This window comes from Inquilinus limosus DSM 16000, from assembly GCF_000423185.1.
GTDB classification, from domain to species: Bacteria; Pseudomonadota; Alphaproteobacteria; order DSM-16000; family Inquilinaceae; genus Inquilinus; species Inquilinus limosus.
Genome location: NZ_AUHM01000006.1, coordinates 37,588 through 56,659, shown reverse-complemented (window position 1 = coordinate 56,659; position 19,072 = coordinate 37,588). Strand labels below are relative to the sequence as shown.

Genomic DNA, 19,072 nt, shown 5'->3' with positions numbered 1-19,072 from the left:
GTTGCAAGAGCGATGAAGCGAGCGGCATGGGAGGCGAAAGCAGGCCCCTCGGTCCGGCCGAGGGCTGCTACCAATTCGTCACCGAGCCGTCCTTGCGCGTCAGATGCGGCGCCTCCCAGAACTTGAAGCTCTGCTTCCGGATCAGCTCCTCGTTCACCTCGACGCCGAGGCCGGGCGCGTCCGTGACCGGATAATGGGCGTTCTCGATGCGCGGCTGGACCGGGAAGAGCTCGGCATCGTCGAAGCCGAGCTGCTCGGCCGTCGAGGTCCGGGTCTCGAGCCAGGCGAAGTTCGGCACCGCCGCGGCGAAATGCACCGTCGCCGCCGTGCAGATCGGGCCGAGCGGGTTGTGCGGCATCATGTCGACGTAGTGCGCCTCGCTCCATCCGGCGACCTTCATCGCCTCGGTCAGCCCGCCGACATTGCAGACATCGATCCGGTTGAACTGGTGGATGTTGCGCTCGATGTAGGGCAGGAACTGCCATTTCGAGGCGAATTCCTCGCCGATCGCGAAGGGCACGTCGACCATCCGCCGCAGCGCCTCATAGGCCTCCGGCGTCTCGTCGCGGATCGGCTCCTCCAGGAAATCGAGCGTGCCGGAGGGCATCTTCTGGCAGAAGCTCGCCGCCTCCGCGACCGACAGGCGGTGATGGAGATCGATGCCGAGCACGACCTCGTCGCCGAGCGCCTCGCGCGCCCTGACGCACCATCTGGCCGTCGTCGCGATGTGCTCGCGCGGCTCGTAGACCGTGCTGCCGCCATGGCCGGAGGGCGACAGGCGCATCGCGGTCCAGCCGGCCGCGATCAGCGCCCTCGCCTGCTCGATCATCGCCTCGCCCGGCGGCGCCGAGGTGGTGGCGAAGGTCGGGATCCGGTCGCGCTGCTTGCCGCCCAGCAGCTGGTAGACCGGCACGCCGAGCGCCTTGCCGAGGATGTCGTAGAGTGCGATGTCGATCGCCGAGATCGCCGCCTGCAGCACGCGGCCGCCCTCGAAATACTGGCTGCGATACATCTCCTGCCACAGCGCGCCGATCCGGAACGGATCGCGGCCGATCAGGAATTCGCGGTAGTGGTCGATGGCGCCGACCACGGCCTTCTCGCGGCCGGAGAGGCCACTTTCGCCCCATCCGAACAGGCCCTGGTCGGTCTCGACCTTGACGAGCAGCTGGTTGCGCGTGCCGACCCAGACCGGGTAGGCGCGGATGGCGGAGATCTTCATTCGGGTCACCAGTGCCAGAGCGTGCCGTCCTCCAGCCGGTTCACCGGCAGGTAGGCGCGCTGATAGGGGTGTTTCGCGGCGAGCGCCTCGTCGATGTCGACGCCGTGGCCCGGCGCGTCGCCCGGATGGATGTAGCCGCCCTCCTGCGTCCAGGCATGCGGGAAGACCTCGTGCATCAGCGGGGTGTAGCCGGAGAACTCCTGGATGCCGAAATTCGGCACCCAGAGGTCGATATGCGCATTCGCGCCCATCGCCACCGGCGAGACGTCCATCGGCCCGTGGCAGGCGGTGCGGATGTGATAGACCGAGGCGAAGTCGAAGATCCGCCGCAGTCCGGTGACGCCGCCGGCATGGACCGAGGTGACGCGGATGTAATCGATGAGCTGCTCCTCCATCAGCAGCCGCGCATCCCAGATCGTGTTGAACACCTCGCCCAGCGCGATCGGCGTCGTCGTGTGCTGCCGGATCAGGCGGTATCCCTCCTGCAGCTCGGCCGGCACCGGGTCCTCCAGCCAGAACAGCCGGAACGGCTCGAGGTCCTTTCCCAACCGCGCCGCCTCGATCGGCGTCAGGCGGTGATGCGTGTCGTGCAGCAGGTGCAGGTCGTCGCCATAGACGTCCCGCAGCCGCGCGAACAGCTTCGGGATGTGGTTCATGTATTTCGCGGTCGACCACACTTCCTCGTGCGGCAGCGCCTCGACCATGCCGCCGGTGCCCTGCTTCGCCCCCTTGCCGGTGCCGTAGATCGCGGGCAGGCCGGGGATGCCCACCTGGCAGCGGATCGCGACATGGCCCTCGTCGCGCTTCCGGCCAACGGCGTCGACCGCCTCCTCGATCGTCATGCCCTGGGCGTGCGAATAGATCATCGCCTTCTGCCGCGAGGCGCCGCCGAGCAGCTGGTAGAGCGGCATGTTCGCCGCCTTGGCCTTGATGTCCCACAGCGCCATGTCGACGGCCGAGATCGCCGCCATGGTGATCGGCCCGCGCCGCCAATAGGCGCCGCGGTAGAGGTATTGCCAGATGTCCTCGATCTGCGCCGGGTCGCGCCCGATCAGGAGCGGCGCGACATGGTCCTGCAGGTAGCTGACGACCGCGAGCTCGCGCCCGTTCACCGTGCCGTCGCCGATGCCGGTGAGGCCCTCGTCGGTGACGATCTTGAGGGTGACGAAGTTCCGCCCGGGCGAGCAGACGATGACCTTGACGTCCTGGATCTTCATGGCAGCCCCTCAAATGGAATCGCTGTTCGGCGATCGACAAAGCCCTGTCATCTTTTCTCGATTGTCATCCTCGGGCTTGACCCGAGGATCCAGGGGACGCCAGAGCGGCTCTCGATGGCCCCTGGATTGCCGGGTCAAGCCCGGCAATGACAATCAGGGTGAAATGCTCTTGCTCACGGTTGGCACCCATCCTCAGTCGGGATCGTGGCGCCAGCCGAGCATCCGTTCGGCCTTCGCTGACGAGAAGAAGGCGCGGTTGCCGCCGAGGTCGCCGCGGATCGGCACGTCCGGGAAGAAGCGGGCGGCGAGCTCCAGGCTCGGGATATCCATCACCGTGTCCGGCGCGACGATGTAGAACACCTCGTGGCCCCGAAACGGCGCGTCGAGCGCCAGCAGGCAGGCCCGCGCCGCCGCGTCGTAGAGCGTGTAGGCCCAGAGATGCTTCGACGCCGCCTTGGTGACGAAGCCGTAGACGGCCGCCGCCTGGGCGCGTTCCTCCACCACCAGGTGAAAGCGCATGCTGGCGATCCTGAGGCGGCCGTAGCGGCGGGCGAAGGTGTCGGCCTGCTGCTCGCAGATCCATTTCGACAGCCCGTACGCCTCCTCGGTGTAGTTCGGATGCGCCTCGTCGAGCGGGAGATAGTCGAAATGCGCCTCCCGGCTGAAGGACAGGCCGATCGCATTGACGCTCGACGCCTGCACGATCCGGGTGATGCCGACCTCGACCGCGGCGCGCAGAGCGTTGTAGCTGCCGACGACATTGTTGTTGTGGACGATGTGGTCGGGGTGGTGGCCCGGCGAGGGGATGGCCGCCATGTGGATCAGGGCGTCGCAGCCGCGGAAGGCGTCGACCAGCGCGTCGTAGTCGCCGATATCGGCCTGGACGAAGCGGAGGTTCTCCTGTGGCTCCGCCGGCGCAGCGCGGTCGATGCTGACGACGCGGTGGCCGCGGCGCAGCGCCGCCGCGGCGATGGCGCGGCCGATGCGGCCGCTGCCCCCGGTCAGCGCGATCGTCTTCGTCCGGGCCCGGGCGGGCTTGCTGGTCTCGATCGTGTCCATGGTCCCCTCCCCGCTCAGGCGCCGTAGACGGACTGGTGCAGCCCGCGGATGTAGCCGATGGCGTAGAGCCGCCCGAAGGCGGAGTAGCCGGCATGCTCGTTGCTGTCGCCCTCCACCGTCGGCACGTGGTCGGGGCGCAGCACGCCGTCGAAGCCGATGTCGCGATAGGCGCGCATGCAGGCCAGCATGTCGGTCTTGCCGGCGTCGTGCCATGTCTCCCGGAACGCCTCCGGCGTCCCCTGCACGTCGCGGAAATGGACGAAGGAGATGGCCTTGCCGAAAGACCGGATGGCGCCGGGCAGGTCGTCGGTCATCAGCGTGAAGTTGCCCTGGCACAGCGTGATCGTGTTCATCGGGCTCGGCACCGTCTCGATCAGGCGCTGGAAATTGTCGATGCTGCGCATGATCCGGCCGACGCCGCGGATCGGCGACAGCGGCGGGTCGTCGGGGTGCATCGAGATCTTCACCTTCGCCTCTTCGGCGACCGGCAGCACCTTCTTCAGGAAGTATTCGAGATTGGCCCAGAGCTCGTCCTCGCCGATCGGCGGGTTGCTGGTCAGATCCTCGGGCACGTCGGCGAGGTTGAAGCTGGTGACCACCGAGCCGCCGCGCGAGGGCGTGGCAAGGTTGGTGCGCACCCAGTTGAAATCGGTCATCCACTCGTAGCACCAGACCGGGATGCCGAGCCGGCCCATGTTCCGCAGCAAGGTGCAGACCGTCGCGATCTCCTCGTCCCGCCCCGGCAGGCCGCGCTTGGCCTTGTTCAGCGGCGGCCGGGCCTCGATCACCTTCAGGGTGAAGCCGGCGTCCTCGTAACGCTGCTTCAGGCGCTGCAGCGGCCCGTAATCCCACGGCGCCTCGCCCTGCAGCAGGTCGTCGGGCGGCAGTCCCCCCACGGCGAGGTCCACCCCGGCCTGACGCGCCAGCTTCCAGACGGGCGTCGGCGTGGGGCTGATGAATTCGGCGATTTCGAGCATGTCGTAACGTTCCGTGCGGTTCAGTGAGCCCAAAAATCGTCATTGCGAGCGAAGCGAAGCAATCCAGGGGCCAGTGCGCACCGGCCCCTGGATTGCTTCGTCGGCTTCGCCTCCTCGCAATGACGGTTCTTTCGTGGGAGAGAAGAGTCTCATCATCGGTGATGCTCATCGACACTCAGGCAGGCAGCAGTTCCGACAGGCGCTCCTGCGCGACCTGCGGCTGCCGATCGTAGAGGAAGCATGAGGCGGTATGGCGATCGCCGATGCGGAACAGCGGCGGCTCCTTCCCGCAGGCCTCCATCGCCCTGGGGCAGCGGGGCCGGAAGCGGCAGCCGTCGGTGCCGATGGCGGCGTCGCGCGCCCTGATCGGCTGCGCGCCCCAGCGCCGGTCGAGATTGGGCCAGGGGATCGAATCGACGAGCAGCTGCGTGTAGGGGTGCTGCGGATCCTTGATCACCCGGTCGACATCCCCCGCCTCCATCACCGAGCCGCGATAGAGCACGATGATTGACTTGGCGATGTGATAGGCGGTCGTCAGGTCATGCGTGACATAGATGATCGAGACGCCGTGGTCGCGCTGCAGGTTGCGGAGCGTCTCCAGGATGGTGGCGCGGAGCGACGCGTCGACCATCGACACCGGCTCGTCCGCGATCAGCAGCCGCGGCTTCAGCAGCAGCGCGCGGGCGACGTTGATGCGCTGGCGCTGCCCGCCGGACAGCTGGTGCGGGAAGCGGCCGAGGATGTCCTCGGGCCGAAGCCCGACGGCGGTGAGCGCCTCCTCCATCTTGCGGCGGCCATCCGCCTTCGACGTCGCCAGGCCGAATTTCCGGATCGGCACCGTCAGCAGATGGTCGACCGTGTAGAACGGGTTGAACACGGCGAAGGGATCCTGGAAGACCGCCTGCACCTCGCGGCGATAGGCCATCTTCTCCTTGCCGCGCAACGCCGAGACATCCTTGCCGCGATAGATGATCCGGCCCGTCGTCGGCGCGATGAAGCCGAGCAGCAGCATGGCGAGGGTGGTCTTGCCGCTGCCGCTCTCCCCCGCCACGGTCAGGATGGTCGGCTCGTCCTCCTTCAGCGTCAGCGAGATGTCGCGCAGCGCCACCGTCGTCTGCGCATGGACGAGCCCGCGCGTGTAGGTCTTCGAGACGTGTTCGAGCCGCAGCAGATCGGCCATCTCAGGCGTCCCCGTCATAGAGGTGGCAGGTCACGCCGCGGCCGCCGGCCAGGAGGCGCGGCTCGGGCCGGGTCGTGCTGCAGACGGCCATGGCCCTGCTGCAGCGCGGGTGGAAGGCGCAGCCGCCCGGAAGCCGCAGCAACGACGGCGCCAGGCCGGGGATGCCGCGGAACACGCCCTTGTTCTCGAGGCTCGGCAGGCTCTCGATCAGCGCCTGGGAATAGGGGTGCTTCGGGTCCGTGAACATCTCGCGGACCGTGCTGACCTCGACCAGCCGCCCGGCATACATCACCGCGACCTTGTCGACGAACTGCGCCATCAGGCCCATGTCGTGGCCGATCAGGATGACCGCGGCGTTGATCGCCTTCTGGACATTGTCGATCGTCTCCATCACCTGGCGCTGGGTCACCACGTCGAGAGCGCTGGTCGGCTCGTCGGCGATGATGACGTGAGGGTCGAGCAGGATGCCGATGGCGATGCAGACGCGCTGCTTCATGCCGCCCGACAGCTCATGCGCATACATGCGATAGACGCCGATATCGAGGTCGACCGATTGCAGCGCCCGCTTGCAGCGCGCCTCGATGGAAGCACGGGATTCGCCCGGCAGATGCGACTTCACCGCGTCGACCATCTGGGCGCCGATCCGCGTCACCGGGTTGAGCGAGTTCATCGCGCCCTGCGGGATATAGGCGATCCGGGACAGGCGCGCCTGGCGCATCCCTTCGGCATCCAGCGCCATCAGATCGGCACCGCCGACGATCACCTGACCGCCCTCGATCCGGCCCGGCGGCTTGATCATCCGCATCATGGCGAGCGCCAGCGTGCTCTTGCCCGAGCCGGACTCGCCCACCATGCCCAGCTTCTCGCCGGCATCCAGCGTGAAGCTGACATTGTCGAGCGCCCGGGCCCGGCCGGAATCGGTGTAGTAGGTCACTTCGAGGTTGCGGACATCGAGGACCGGCTGCATCGTCGCGGCTGGTCGGTTCATGGCCTTTGCCCTTTCCCGGGGCGGCGCCAGCGTCGCATCCATCGCCGTCACTCCGACCTCCGCACGCGGGGATTGGCCAGCTCGTCGAGCCCCATATTGATCAGGGCCAGCGAGCCGAGGATCAGGATCATCGCCACCGAGGGGATGATCGGCCACCACCACCAGCCGTTGAAGAAGGCGCCCTGCGACTGCGCCGCCCAGATGATGTTGCCCAGCAGCGGCTCACGCAGCGGCCCCAGCCCGAGCACCGCGAGGTAAAAGGAGGCGAAGACGGCCGAGAACACCTGCGCCACGAAGGCCGCGGCGATGAAGGGCAAGAGGCAGGGCAGGATCTCCTTGAAGATGATGCCGAGGTCGCTGACGCCCGACAGCTTGGCCACGGCGACGAACTGCCGTTCCTTCATCGTCAGCACCTGGGCGCGGATGACGAGGGTCGGCCCCATCCAGGCCAGCAGCACCACGATCAGCGCCATGGTCACGATGGTCACGTCGCGCTTGTCGAGCGAGCCGGCGATCACGACCTGGATCAGCAGCACCGGGATCGGTGTCAGAATCTGGCAGACCGTGCGGATCGCGGCATCGGTCCAGCGGCCGAAATAGGCGGCGATGAAGCCGAGCACGACGCCGATCAGCGTGCCGAGGCCGCCGGCGACGAAGCCGATGAAGGCCGTCTGCCACATGCCCACGACCATGGCGGCAAGGAGGTCGCGGCCGAAGAAATCCGTGCCGAAGGGGTATTTCAGGCTCGGCGGCTTCTTCACCGCCGCCGAGAGCGGATAGGCGTCCTTCGGATCGACCGTCATCAGGCCGATGATCGTGAAGGCGGTGAGGCCCAGCAGGATCAGGACGCCGAGGGCGAGCCCCTTGTTGCGGCGCAGATACCGCAGCACCAGAACGAAGCTGCCCGGGCGTTCGATCCTCGGTTCGGCGGGCGGCGAGAGCGCGGCGATCGACATGTCTCTCGCTCCTCACGAATTGCGGACGCGGGGGTCGAGCAGTGGATAGAGGAACTCGACCGCCGTCATCAGCACCGCCACGGCGATCGTGATGAACAGCACGACGCCGTAGATCGTCGGGAAGTCGTTCGCGCGGATGGCGAGGTTGAGCATGCTGCCGATGCCCGGCAGGCCGAACAGCCCCTCGACGATAATGGCCGAGGTGACGACGGTGCCGAGCGCCAGGGCCAGCCCCGTCACCTGCGGCAGCAGCGCGTTGCGGAGATAATAGTCGCGGAAGATCCGGCCGCCGGTCAGGCCCTTGTGCTCGGCGAAATTCACATAGTCCTCGCCCTGGATGGTGACGCCCATGCCGCGCATCGACAGCACCCAGCCGCCGACCGAGCCGAAGATCAGGGCCAGCGCCGGCAGCACCTGGTGCCGCAGCAGGTCGAGGACGAAGTCGAGGGAGAAGTTCGGCACCACGCCGGCCGAATAGGCGCCGCCGAGCGGCAGCCATTTCAGCCGGAAGCCGATGAAGAACAGCAGCAGGATGGCCATGATCACGGGCGGCACGCCCGTCAGCAGGATGAAGGGCGTGGCGAAGGTCCGGAGCCAGCGCGGCGCCCGCGGCCAGGCGGCGACGGCGCCCAGCAGATTGCCGATGACGAAGCTCAGGATCGTCGTGACCAGCAGCAGGCCGATCGTCCAGGGCAGCGACTGCGCGATCAGTTCGGCCACGGTCGACGGATAGCGGTACAGCGAGTAGCCGAAATCCATCCGCACGATGTTGCCGAGATAGGTCCAGTACTGATGGTAAAGCGGCTGGTCGAGCCCGAACTGCTGCTGCATCGAGGCGATGATCTTCTCCAGATCGGCCGGCGAGAAGCCGCCGGTACGGGCCAGCTCGCCGAAGCGTTCGCGCAGCGCATTGCGGCTCGACAGGCGCGGGATGAAGAAGACGATCGTCGAGGCGGCCCAGACGACCAGGATGAGGAAGAGAAGACGGCGGATGATGAGCTTGAGGGTCATATCAGCGGCCTTTGAGATCGACTCTCCGGCCCTTTTTCGTCATGGCGAGGCGTGAAGCGCCGTAGTGAGTTCAGAGGGAGCCATCCAGGGGCCACTGCCGCTGGATGGCCACGCCCCTGCGGGGCTCGCCACGGTGAAAGGGACTGCGAAAGCACCCGACCAGCCTGCCGCCCCTTGATACGGAGAGCAGGCATATACCCCCACACAGTCATGGCGAGCGAAGCGTGGCCATCCAGTCCCGCGGCCTCAACTGCATGGCGGCGAAAGTCTGGATGGCCATGCCCCTGCGAGGCTCGCCATGACGTGTTGAGAGTTCGGGCCGGCAATATCACTGGACGATCCTGGTGCTGTTGCCGTTCAGGAGGTGCGCGCCCGGCGGCGCGCACCTTTCGCAATCGGACCTACGGCGCGCCGGTCGGCTGCAGCGACGTGATCACCAGCAGGCCGGTATGGGCCCAGAACGCGCCATTGGTGCCCGTGCCGAGGTTCGAGGCGCTCGGCCAGTTCTTCCAGTAGTGGTTGTTGTACGGGATCCGGTGCAGCCACTGGATGACGGGCACGTCGATCACATCGCGCCAGTAGATGCCGAGAGCCTTCGCGGCGCCCTCCTGGAACTTCGGATCGTTGGAATCGAGCGGCGAGATCTCGTCGAGGATCTTGTCGAGCTCGGGGTTCTTGTAGCGCGAGAAGCGGTTGTTGCCCGCCGCCGAACCGATCGTGTTGCTGTACTTGCCATGGAACAGGTTCATGGCCTCGAACGGATCGTAGAGGCTGGCGCCGTGGCCGAAGAGGTAGAGGCCTGGCTTGCCGTCCACCATGGCCTGATAGGCATCGGTGCCGAAATTGACATTCGCGTCGAAGCCCGCCTGGCGCAGCATCTCCGCCAGGACCGGGGCGATGTCGCCATGGATGTTCTCGAAGGCGTGGATGGTGGCGTCGAAGGTCTTGCCGTCCTTCTCCCATAGGCCGTCGTCGTTCTTGGTGAAGCCGGCCTCGGTCATGAGCTTCTCGCTCTCATCCGGGTCGAACTTGCCCGGCTCATACTTCGCCTCCTCGGCCTTCACGGCCTCGGATTCGGCGAATTTCTGCAGGTTCGGATACAGCGGGAACGGATAGATCGTCGCGATCTTGGCACCGTCATACAGCACCTCGTCGATGCGATCGCGGTCGATCGCGCGGCTGATCGCCTTACGGACCCGCGGATCGTTGTAGGGCTCGAGCTGGGTGTTCATCCACAGCGAGTTCGGCCACCAGTCGAGATAGCCATAGGGCGGCTCCGCGCCCGTCCAGGACTGGATGTCCTTGTTCTGCTCCACGATGTTGCCGATCACCTGGGCGCGCATGTCGACCGAGGAATCGAACTCGTTGTTCACCAGGCGCTGCGCCACCGTGTCGATCGGCTGGTTCAGCACGTTGACGATGACGACGCGCTTCACCGCCGGCTGGGCGCTCCGCCCCGCCTTCACCGCCCACCAGTCGGGACGCAGGTCGAGAATCTTCTGGTTGGCGTTCCAGGCGACGACGTTGTACGGCCCCGAATGCGGGATCTCGTCGAGCCCCACGGCCGCCGTCGGGTTCGGCTGGGCCGATTCCCATTCCGCCGGCACGATCGGCAGGCCGGTGTCGAACTTCTCCGTCAGCACCTCGAATTTGAAGCGCGGCGCCGGCTGCTTGAACCTGACCTCGACCGTCAGGTCGTCCTTGGCGCTGACGCTGTCGACGAATTGCTGGAAATGCGCGTGGTAGGGCAGCGTCTCATACTTCATCTGCCCTTCGAAGGTGTAGACCACATCCTTGGACGTGACCGGCTTGCCGTCGCTCCACTTGGCGTCCTTGTTGAGCTTGATCTCGAGCGTCTTGAAGTCCGGCGAGTATTCCATGCTGTCGGCGAGCCACGGGATGAATTCGCCCTTGAAGATGGCGAAATACATCAGCGGCTCGAACAGCAGGTTGTTGCCCTCCTGATGCGTATAGCCCGGCAGCACCCAGGGGTTGGTGGTGCCGACGGAGGTGCCGCCCGCGACGCCCCAGCCCAGGATCAGCGTCTGGTTGCGGGGCACGTCCGGCAGCGGGCCCTTGGGCGTGATCTCCTGCGCCGGCGGCAAGCCGGCAGCCTGACCGAAGGCCGCGGCCGGCGCGATGATCGCCGCCGCGGCGAGCACAAGGCCGGCCAGGCTTCGGCCGGCAAGGCGTTTCAGATCGATCATAAGACAGATCTCCTCCCTTGATTGTCTTTTGCGCCTCATGGGCGCCTTTCCGGTATGACCGCGCGTTCCCCTTCTTCCACATCAGCCAATCGGGTAAAGGACTATCGACCTATCTTATTGTCATGCCCGGGCTTGACCCGGGCATCCAGGACTGTCGATGCCGCTCCGGGTGGTCCCTGGATCGCCGGGTCAAGCCCGGCGATGACAACAAAAAATGAGCCCTACTCCTCATCCGCACTCCGAGAACCCTTAGCCGGACTGCTCCTTGTCTTTCTGGTTGTTGCGGCGCGCCACGCGCATCTGTTCGATGATGTGGCGCCCGGATCCCTCGACATGGCGGGCGATCACGGCCGCCGCCGCATCCGCGTCCTGGGCCTTGATCGCGTCCAGGACCTCCTGATGCTCCCGCATCACCGCGGCCTGGCGGCCGAGCGAGATCGGCAGCCGACGGCTGATCGCGCGCAGGATCTCGCGGTGCTTCCACCACAGTTCGACCGCGTGCCGGTTGTAATGGCGCTCATACATCGTGTGGTGGAACTGCGTGTCGAGCAGCCCGTGCCGCACCGGGTCCGAATAGTTGAGCCGCAGCATCTCGGCGTGGAGCGCCTCCAGCACGGCGATGTCGGCATCGGTCGCGATGCCGACGAACCAGCGCGTCAGCGCCGGCTCGATCAGGACCTCGATCTCGTAGATGTCGCGGATGAAATCCTCGTCGATCGGCCGCACGCGCGCCCCGCGATTGGGCGTCATCACAACGAAGCCCTCGCCGCGGAGCTGCTGCAGCGCCTCGCGCACCGGATTGGTCGAGGTGCCGTGCCGCTCGGCGAGATCGGCGACGATCAGGCGGGCATTGGCCGGGATGCGGCCCGAGATGATGTCCTCGCGGATCGCCTCATAGACCGAGGCCTCGCGGTCCGCCTGAAACGCAGGCAGGTCCAGGCCGGGAACAGTGCCGACGGGCTGCGCTTCCGCGCCGCCTTCCGCTGTCCACTGATGTCCGGCCTGGGGATTCGACACGCGATCCTCCGGATTTTGTGTACGATCTTTGGCGAACTCGACACGAAATGTCGAGTCTGAAGCGCACCAGGCAAGAAAGATTATCGTCCCTCGCGAGCACAGAAGCGCGCAGCCTCTCCCGTTTGTGAGACTTTTTCAAAACACTCATCCCTTACCGTCATTGCGAGGAGGCGAAGCCGACGAAGCAATCCATGCCTCCGTTCGAGCGGCGCCATGGATTGCTTCGCTGCGCTCGCAATGACGGTGTGGGGAATTCCGAAACTCTCTCGCAAGCGGGAGCGGCAATCGGCCAGCGCCCTCACCAATCCACGATGCTGCCGTCGTCCAGGATGGCGTTCTGCGTGTGCAGGACCTCCGGCGCGAACGGGTGCTTGGCGCATTCGGCCTCGTCGACCTCGACACCCAGGCCCGGCGCGTCGGGGACCTGCCAGAAGCCGTCGACCATGCGGATCGGGCCGCGGACCACGTCGAAATACCAGGGCACCGCGCCCACCATCTCCTCCTGGATCACATGGTTGGGGGTGGAGACGGCGAAGTGCAGCGCCGCGACGCCCGCGATCGGCCCCAGCGGGTTGTGCGGCGCGATCCCGACCGACACCGCTTCCGCCATGGCCGCGATCTTCTTGGCCTCCAGCAGCCCGCCGCAATGGCAGATGTCCGGCTGGATGATGGAGACGGCCTGGGCGGATAGCAGCTCCTGGAACTCCGCCCGATCCACCAGCCGCTCCCCGGTGGCGAGCGGCACGGTGGTGCGCGCCGCGACGGCCTTGAGGCCGGCGGTCTCGCCCGGCGGCAGCGGCTCCTCGACGAACATCGGCCGGCCGGGCGCCAGGGCCTCGATATAGGCCAGCGCCGCCGCGACGCCGGCGGGGCGGCCGTGGAAGTCGACCATGACCTCGACCTCGGGTCCGACGGCCTGCCGCAGCGCCTGCATCATGCGCGCGACCTTGTCCGCCTCCGGCAGCGGCGCGTGATAATGCGTGTAGGGGATGAACACCGCCTTGAAGGCGCGATAGCCCTTCGCCACCACCTGATGCGCGCGCTCGACCAGCGGCGCTTCGTCCAGCGTCTCGTAGACCGCCCGCATGTCGCCGAGTCCGAGATGGGTATAGACCCGCACCCGGTCACGGACCTTGCCGCCGAGCAGCCGCCAGACCGGCACGCCGAGATGCTTGCCCAGGATGTCCCACAGCGCCATCTCGATGCCGGAGACGGCGCTCATGCCGATCACGCCCAGGCGCCAGAAGCTCTGCTTCTTCATCGCGCGCACCGCCTGCTCGATGTCGCGCGGGTCGCGGCCGAGCAGCAGCGGCTCGAGGTCCTGCACGGCGCCGGCCACGGCGCGGGTCTTCCATTCCAGCGTCGCCTCGCCCCAGCCGAACAGGCCGGGATCGTCGGTCATGACCTTGACGAAGACCCAGTTGCGCATCTCGGCATTGACGATGCGCGTCTCGATGCCCGTGATCTTCATGGCGTCGTCCTGAGCAGCCGGCCGGTCCGGCAGGGTACCGCGTCCGTCCGGGCGAGCGAAGCCGGGCTCAGCCGCGCGACCGCCGCTCGAAGCCGACGCGGATCCGGTTCCAGTCCTCGGTCGGCTGGAACAGGGCGCCAGGATGGCGCAGATGCGCCGCCACCGCCTCCTCGTTCAGCTCGACGCCGAGGCCCGGCGCATCCGGCACGGTGACGTAGCCGCCCTCGAGATAATCGGGGTCGATCCCGGTCACGAGGTCGCCCCAATGCGGGATGTCCAGCCCGTGATGCTCGACCGCCACCAGGCCGGAGATCGCGGCGCCGCAATGCACATTCGCCATGAAGCCGATCGGGGTGCAGCAGGCGTGCAGCGCGGCCGCCAGCCCGAAGCGCTCGCCGTAATCGGCGATGCGCTTCGTCTCCAGCATGCCGCCCGAGGTCAGCAGGTCGGGGTGCAGGATGTCGAAGGCACGGGTCTCGATCGGCTCGCGGAACCCGTCCCAGAGATACAGCTCCTCGCCCGCCGCGATCGGCGTCAGCAGCGCGTCGGCCACCTTCCTGTGGCCGGCGAAGTCGTGCCAGGGCAGCGGATCCTCGAGCCAGGCCAGGTCGAACGGCTCCAGCGCCCGGCCGAGGCGGATCGCCTCGTCGGCCGTCACGAAGCCTTCGCCGAAATGGTCGATGCACAGGGAGACCTCGCTGCCGACCGCCTCCCGCACAGCGCGGACCACATCGACCGCGGCGGCGATGCCGGCCTGGCTCAGCTTGATCCCCCGCCCCGCCCCCGGCGCGCGCCAGGCCTTCGCCAGCTCGTATTCGTGCCGGGTGGCCTGCCCCACCAGCGCGCCGTCGACCGCGTTGAAGAAGCGCGGCGGCAGGTCGAACTTGATGAAGGTCAGGCCCAGCGCCTTGCGGCGCAGCACCGCCTCGACATAGCCCTCGGGCGTCGGCTGGGCCGGCGCCGGAGTGTCGCCGTAGATCCGCACCCGGTCGCGGTGCTTGCCGCCGAGGAACTGATGGCACGGCACGCCATAGGCCTTGCCGACAAGGTCCCACAACGCGATCTCGATGCCGGAGACGCCACCCCCTTCCCGCCCCCAGCTGCCGTAGCGGCGCAGGGCCGAGAAGATCATGTCGACATTGCAGGGATTCTGCCCCAGCAGCAGGTGCTTGAACTGCAGCGCGTTCTCGGCGTGGCCGCCGTCCCGCACCTCGCCGAGGCCGGAGATGCCCTGGTTGGTGTCGATGCGGATGATCGGGTGGTAGCCGCTGCCGACCACCACCGCGACCCGCAGGTCGGTGATCCTGAGCCCGCTCGGCCGCGAATGGGTCGAGACCGCGTCCTCGACCCGGCCGAGGGCCGCGCTGTCCAGCCGTCCTGTGGCCATGATGCACGCCCCGCTGCAGTTTGCTATTCGTTAGGCAAATTGCTATCATTACCAAACAAGTTGCGCAAGCCGGACCAGCCGGGCGTGGCGATATTGACGGCGGAACGAGCGCTGCGGCAGAAGGTGCGGCCCAAACATGGAACGCAACACCGCATGAATTCAGGCCGCGTCACCATCCAGGACATCGCCGACCGGCTCGGGATCTCGAAGTTCTCCGTGTCCCGCGCCCTGTCCGGCAAGTCCGGCGTCGGCGAGGCCACCCGCAGCCGGGTGCTGCGCGCCGCCCACAGCATGGGCTATCGGCGCAGCCAGGAGCTGCCGGCAGCCAACGGGCAGATCCTGTTCATCCGCCAGGAGATCGACCCGGTGTCGAGCGAGCTGTGGCTGAACATGCTGCACGGCGCCGAGCGCGAGGGCGAGCGGCTGGGCTTCTCGATCGTGCCGCGCCAGGCCCGGCACCTGGCCGAGGGCGGCCCGCTGGACAGCGCCGTGGCCGGGCTGATCCTGGCGGTGCCGCGGCCGCACGAGATCTCCGCCCTGGCCGCGCGCACCGGCCTGCCGGTGGTCTGCGCCACCTATGTCGGCGCGATGGAGCGGATCGACCAGGTGGTCGGCGCCGACTGGGAGGCAGGCGTGGGCGTGGCCCGTCTGCTGACCGGCCTCGGCCATCGGGCCGTGGCCTTCGTCCACGGCAGCACCCTGCCCCTCGGCCGGGCCGAGCGCTTCCGCGGCTTCCGCGACGGGATGCTGGAGACGCCGGGCACCACGGTCGAGGACATCGTCTTCGACGAGGCCGAGGGCTTCCGCGACGCCTTCCTCGCCCATCTGCGGCGCGGCGGCGCGCCGACGGCGCTGTTCTGCGCCCATGACGGCATCGCCGTGAACGTGATCTCGGACCTGCTGCGCCTGGGCCTCCGCGTGCCCGAGGACATCTCGGTCGTCGGCTTCAACGACTTCGCCGCGGCCTCGCAGGTGTCGCCGCGGCTGACCACGGTGCGGACGCCGCAGGTCGAGATCGGCGCCGCCATGGTCCGCTGCATCGCCGACCGGCTGGGCGACGCCGAGGCCGCTTCCCGGCCGCCGGTGCGCCTGGCGCTGGTGGCCGAGATCGTCACCCGGGCCTCGACCGGCCCGGCGGCGCCGACGACCTGGCTCGCGCCGGTGCTGAAGCGGGCGAAGGCGGCGACATAGGCAGAGCTTTTCATCCTTCCCTCCCTCTCTGTCATTGCGAGGAGACGAAGCCGACGAAGCCATCCAGGGGCCGGTGCGAGCGGCCCTGGATGGCTTCGCTGCGCTCGCCATGACGGTTTTGGGTATTCTCGCAGACCAGGGCACCTAACAAGTTGCAATGCTTCTTGCCTGTGTTAGGCTCGCCCTTCGCCTGCCTAGATCGGACATAAAAAGGGCAGCGGAGAGGAAACACCGGGTGGGCGGCAGCGCCCGTCCCCGACCAAGCGGGGCGCCCAGGACATGAAGATCGTCGATCTGAAATGCGCCGTGATCGGCAAGAATCCGATCGTGCGCATCGTCACCGATGAGGGCCTCAGCGGCTATGGCGAGGTCGAATCCTACAAGCCCTATCTGAAGCCGCATATCCTGCATTTCCGCGACGCCCTGATCGGCGAGGACCCGACCCTGGTCGAGCGGGCCATGCTGCGGATCCGCCAGCGCGGCGCCTTCAAGCCCTGGGGCAGCGCGGTCAGCGCCATCGAGATGGCGCTGTGGGATGTCGCCGGCAAGGCGGCGGGATTGCCGGTGCACCGGCTGCTCGGCGGCAAGGTGCGCGACCATGTCCGGGTCTACAACGGCTCGCTGCGCGTGCCGATGGACGGCTATCAGCCCGAGCACTATGCCAAGGATGCCAAGCGGCAGATGGCCCTGCCCGAGGGCTTCACCATGATCAAGCAGGGCATCGGCTTCCACAGCCCGATGAAGCGGGAGGTGCCGGACTTCTACTACGGCACGCCGGGGCAGAGCGTGTTCCACGGCGCGATGGATTCCGGGCTGATCACCGAACGCGGCCTGAAGCACATGGTCGACTGCGTCGCGGCGATGAAGGAGGTGCTGGGCGACAAGGTCGCGCTGGCGCTGGATTGCGGGCCGGGCTGGATGGTGCCGGACGCGATCCGCTTCGCCCGCGCGGTCGAGCGATACAACCTGCTCTGGCTCGAGGACCTGATCACCGGCGACTACGTGCCCTATGTCAACGCCGACGTGTATCGCGAGGTGACCCTCGCCACCTCGACCCCGATCCACACCGGCGAGCAGATCTATCTGCGCCAGAACTTCAAGGCGCTGATCGAAGGCCATGCGGTGAACGTGGTCGGCCCCGACCCCTGCGATGTCGGCGGCATCGCCGAGCTGAAATGGATCGCCGAATACGCCAACCTGCACGGCATCCTGATGGCGCCGCACGGCACCGGCAACGGCCTGCTCGGCCTGGCCGCGCTGGTCCAGGTCTCGGCCACGCTGCCGAACAACTTCATCGCCTTCGAGTATCCGAGCGGCAACCCGGCCTGGTGGTACGACATCGTCGACGGCCTGCCGAACCCGATCGTCCGCAACGGGCTGATCGAGGTCTGGGACCGGCCCGGCATGGGCGTCGACATCAACCCCGAGCGTGCCCGGCAGTATCTGACCGAAGAGGACAAGGCATTCTTCGACTGAACGGTCGGTCGAGGAATGTTCCCGGCTAACAACATAACAAAAACCGCAAGTTGTTGCGCACTGATCCTTGACGCGTTTTACCCCCGAAGCCTAGGCTGACCGGAACTCGCAGACGACAAGCGAGGCCATTGGGAGGACCGCTCATGACCAAGCCTCATGCAGGTGACCTCTTTCCCCATGTCGTCGACCGTCGCCGTTTCCTCGGCTATGCCGCCGGGGCCGGAGCGCTGGCCGCGGGCCTCCGCCCGCTCGGCGCCCTGGCGCAGGACACCGGCATCGACACCGCGAACTGGACGCCGGACTACATCAACAGCATCGCCGGCACGGTCGAGGTCGACACCGCGGCCGAATGCGCCAAGGTGGTGCCGCTCGACCACAAGGGCCGGCTGACCTACTGGTGGGTCGGGCCGAACGAGGCGTCGCCCCGGATCGACCATGAGATCGACGCCCAGTTCTGGGAAGCCTTCGCCAAGACCTATCCGAACATCACGGTCGAGAAGCAGAACCTCGACTACAACCAGATGCTGAACAAGCTGCGCGCCGCGGCGCTCGGCAACGCCGCGCCGATGGTGGCGAAGCTGCCGATCCTGTGGGGCGTGGAGTTCGCGGCCAAGGGCCAGTTGAGCGAGCTGTCGCCGGAGATGGTCGGCCACCGCACCGCCGATTTCTGGCCCGGCGCGATGAAGTCGGTGACCTGGAAGGACAGGACCTACGGGGTGCCGACCAACAACGAGACCATGGCCCTGATCTGGAATGCCGGGATCTTCCAGGAGGCCGGCCTCGACCCCGAAAGCCCGCCCGCGACCTGGGACGACCTCGTCGCCTATTCCAAGCAGATCAAGGACAAGACCGGCAAGAACGGCTACGGCCTGGTGGCCCGGCCCAATGCCGGCAACACGCCGTTCCGCTTCATGCCGCAATGCTGGGCCTATGGCGGGGGCGCGCTGGACGAGGCCGAGGCGAACCCGACCTACCAGGAGGTCTACATCAACAATGACGGCTCCAAGGCCGCGCTGCAGGCCTCCTACGACATGTACGTCCGGGACAAGTCGGTGCCGACCTCGGCCCTGACCAACACCCAGACCGAGAACCAGGATCCGTTCATCGCCGGCCAGCTGGCGATGATGATCAGCCATCCGGCGGAATACGCGACCATGCTGGACCGCGCCAAGAAGGCGACCGGCGCGGACAAGAAGGTGGCCGAGGCGGTGGTGGCGAACATGCGCTACGGGCTGATCCCGAAGGGGCCGGTGCGGCGCGCCGTGGTGTTCGGCGGCTCCAACGCCCACATCTTCAACCCGGATGTGGTCGATGGCGGGCTGGACATGGACGCCGCCCGCGCCTTCGTCGCCTTCGCCACCGGGCCGGAATGGTCGACCAAGGTGGCCTGGGTCGCCTCCAACCCCGGCAACACCCGCGGCTTCCGCACCAAATGGATGAAGCAGCGGCTGGACGAGATCAAGTTCCTGAACGTCACCACCTCGATGCTGCCGAGCGGGATCCCCTTCCCGGTGATCCCGGAATCGGCGGAGATCATGAACATCATCGTCCCGAACATGATGCAGAACGCGCTGACCGGGAAGATGACCGTGGCCGAGGCGGCCGACGACGCCGCCAGCAAGATCAAGGACCTGCTGTCGGGCCTCTAGGCCCATCCGTCCCGCACCCGGCCGGTGCCTGAGGCGCCGGCCGGCCCCGTTCCCCCTGCAAAGGAGA

The 19,072-nt window shown here is 67.2% G+C and carries 15 protein-coding genes; 3 read left to right on the top strand and 12 right to left on the bottom strand.

Features of this window, described 5'->3' with window-relative positions:
- Positions 1-67: 67 nt before the first annotated feature.
- The 12 genes from G537_RS0109440 to G537_RS0109385 form a co-directional block, all read right to left on the bottom strand.
- On the bottom strand, positions 68-1,219 hold the full coding sequence (locus tag G537_RS0109440) for a mandelate racemase/muconate lactonizing enzyme family protein (RefSeq protein ID WP_034851195.1): 1,152 nt from the start codon (positions 1,217-1,219) through the stop codon (positions 68-70).
- Positions 1,220-1,224: 5 nt separating this feature from the next.
- Complete coding sequence (gene manD / locus G537_RS0109435) at positions 1,225-2,436, bottom strand: D-mannonate dehydratase ManD (protein WP_026869909.1); 1,212 nt, start codon at positions 2,434-2,436, stop codon at positions 1,225-1,227.
- A gap of 192 nt (positions 2,437-2,628) precedes the next feature.
- Complete coding sequence (locus G537_RS0109430) at positions 2,629-3,495, bottom strand: NAD-dependent epimerase/dehydratase family protein (protein WP_211230341.1); 867 nt, start codon at positions 3,493-3,495, stop codon at positions 2,629-2,631.
- 14 nt (positions 3,496-3,509) lie between these two features.
- Positions 3,510-4,472, bottom strand: a complete 963-nt coding sequence (locus tag G537_RS0109425) for a mannonate dehydratase (protein ID WP_034851194.1) — start codon at positions 4,470-4,472, stop codon at positions 3,510-3,512.
- A 175-nt stretch (positions 4,473-4,647) separates the two neighbouring features.
- Positions 4,648-5,652, bottom strand: coding sequence for an ABC transporter ATP-binding protein (locus G537_RS0109420; protein ID WP_026869906.1), 1,005 nt, complete (start codon positions 5,650-5,652; stop codon positions 4,648-4,650).
- A 1-nt stretch (position 5,653) separates the two neighbouring features.
- Positions 5,654-6,640 (bottom strand): ABC transporter ATP-binding protein, encoded by a 987-nt coding sequence (locus G537_RS0109415; RefSeq protein WP_026869905.1) that lies wholly within the window; start codon positions 6,638-6,640, stop codon positions 5,654-5,656.
- Positions 6,641-6,687: 47 nt separating this feature from the next.
- Positions 6,688-7,596: an ABC transporter permease gene (locus G537_RS0109410; protein ID WP_026869904.1), complete on the bottom strand. Its 909-nt coding sequence runs from the start codon at positions 7,594-7,596 to the stop codon at positions 6,688-6,690.
- A gap of 12 nt (positions 7,597-7,608) precedes the next feature.
- Positions 7,609-8,607, bottom strand: a complete 999-nt coding sequence (locus G537_RS0109405) for an ABC transporter permease (protein WP_026869903.1) — start codon at positions 8,605-8,607, stop codon at positions 7,609-7,611.
- 401 nt (positions 8,608-9,008) lie between these two features.
- The gene (locus G537_RS0109400) at positions 9,009-10,814 is read right to left on the bottom strand and encodes an ABC transporter substrate-binding protein (RefSeq protein ID WP_026869902.1); all 1,806 of its coding nucleotides are present in this window, start codon (positions 10,812-10,814) and stop codon (positions 9,009-9,011) included.
- A gap of 249 nt (positions 10,815-11,063) precedes the next feature.
- Positions 11,064-11,831, bottom strand: a complete 768-nt coding sequence (locus tag G537_RS37170; RefSeq protein ID WP_081688711.1) for a GntR family transcriptional regulator — start codon at positions 11,829-11,831, stop codon at positions 11,064-11,066.
- 298 nt (positions 11,832-12,129) lie between these two features.
- Positions 12,130-13,302 carry a galactonate dehydratase gene (gene dgoD / locus G537_RS0109390; protein WP_026869901.1) on the bottom strand — a complete coding sequence of 391 codons (1,173 nt, stop codon included), beginning with the start codon at positions 13,300-13,302 and terminating at the stop codon, positions 12,130-12,132.
- A 67-nt stretch (positions 13,303-13,369) separates the two neighbouring features.
- Positions 13,370-14,689 carry a mandelate racemase/muconate lactonizing enzyme family protein gene (locus G537_RS0109385; protein ID WP_051248241.1) on the bottom strand — a complete coding sequence of 440 codons (1,320 nt, stop codon included), beginning with the start codon at positions 14,687-14,689 and terminating at the stop codon, positions 13,370-13,372.
- Positions 14,690-14,842: 153 nt separating this feature from the next.
- On the opposite strand from G537_RS0109385, the gene G537_RS0109380 reads away from it, so the two are divergent.
- The 3 genes from G537_RS0109380 (at position 14,843) to G537_RS0109370 (ending at position 19,005) form a co-directional block, all read left to right on the top strand.
- A complete protein-coding gene (locus G537_RS0109380) occupies positions 14,843-15,880 on the top strand; it encodes a LacI family DNA-binding transcriptional regulator (RefSeq protein ID WP_026869899.1) in 1,038 nt (345 codons plus the stop codon).
- 279 nt (positions 15,881-16,159) lie between these two features.
- Positions 16,160-17,356, top strand: coding sequence for a mandelate racemase/muconate lactonizing enzyme family protein (locus G537_RS0109375; RefSeq protein WP_026869898.1), 1,197 nt, complete (start codon positions 16,160-16,162; stop codon positions 17,354-17,356).
- A gap of 143 nt (positions 17,357-17,499) precedes the next feature.
- Positions 17,500-19,005: an ABC transporter substrate-binding protein gene (locus tag G537_RS0109370; protein ID WP_081688710.1), complete on the top strand. Its 1,506-nt coding sequence runs from the start codon at positions 17,500-17,502 to the stop codon at positions 19,003-19,005.
- Positions 19,006-19,072: the final 67 nt, after the last annotated feature.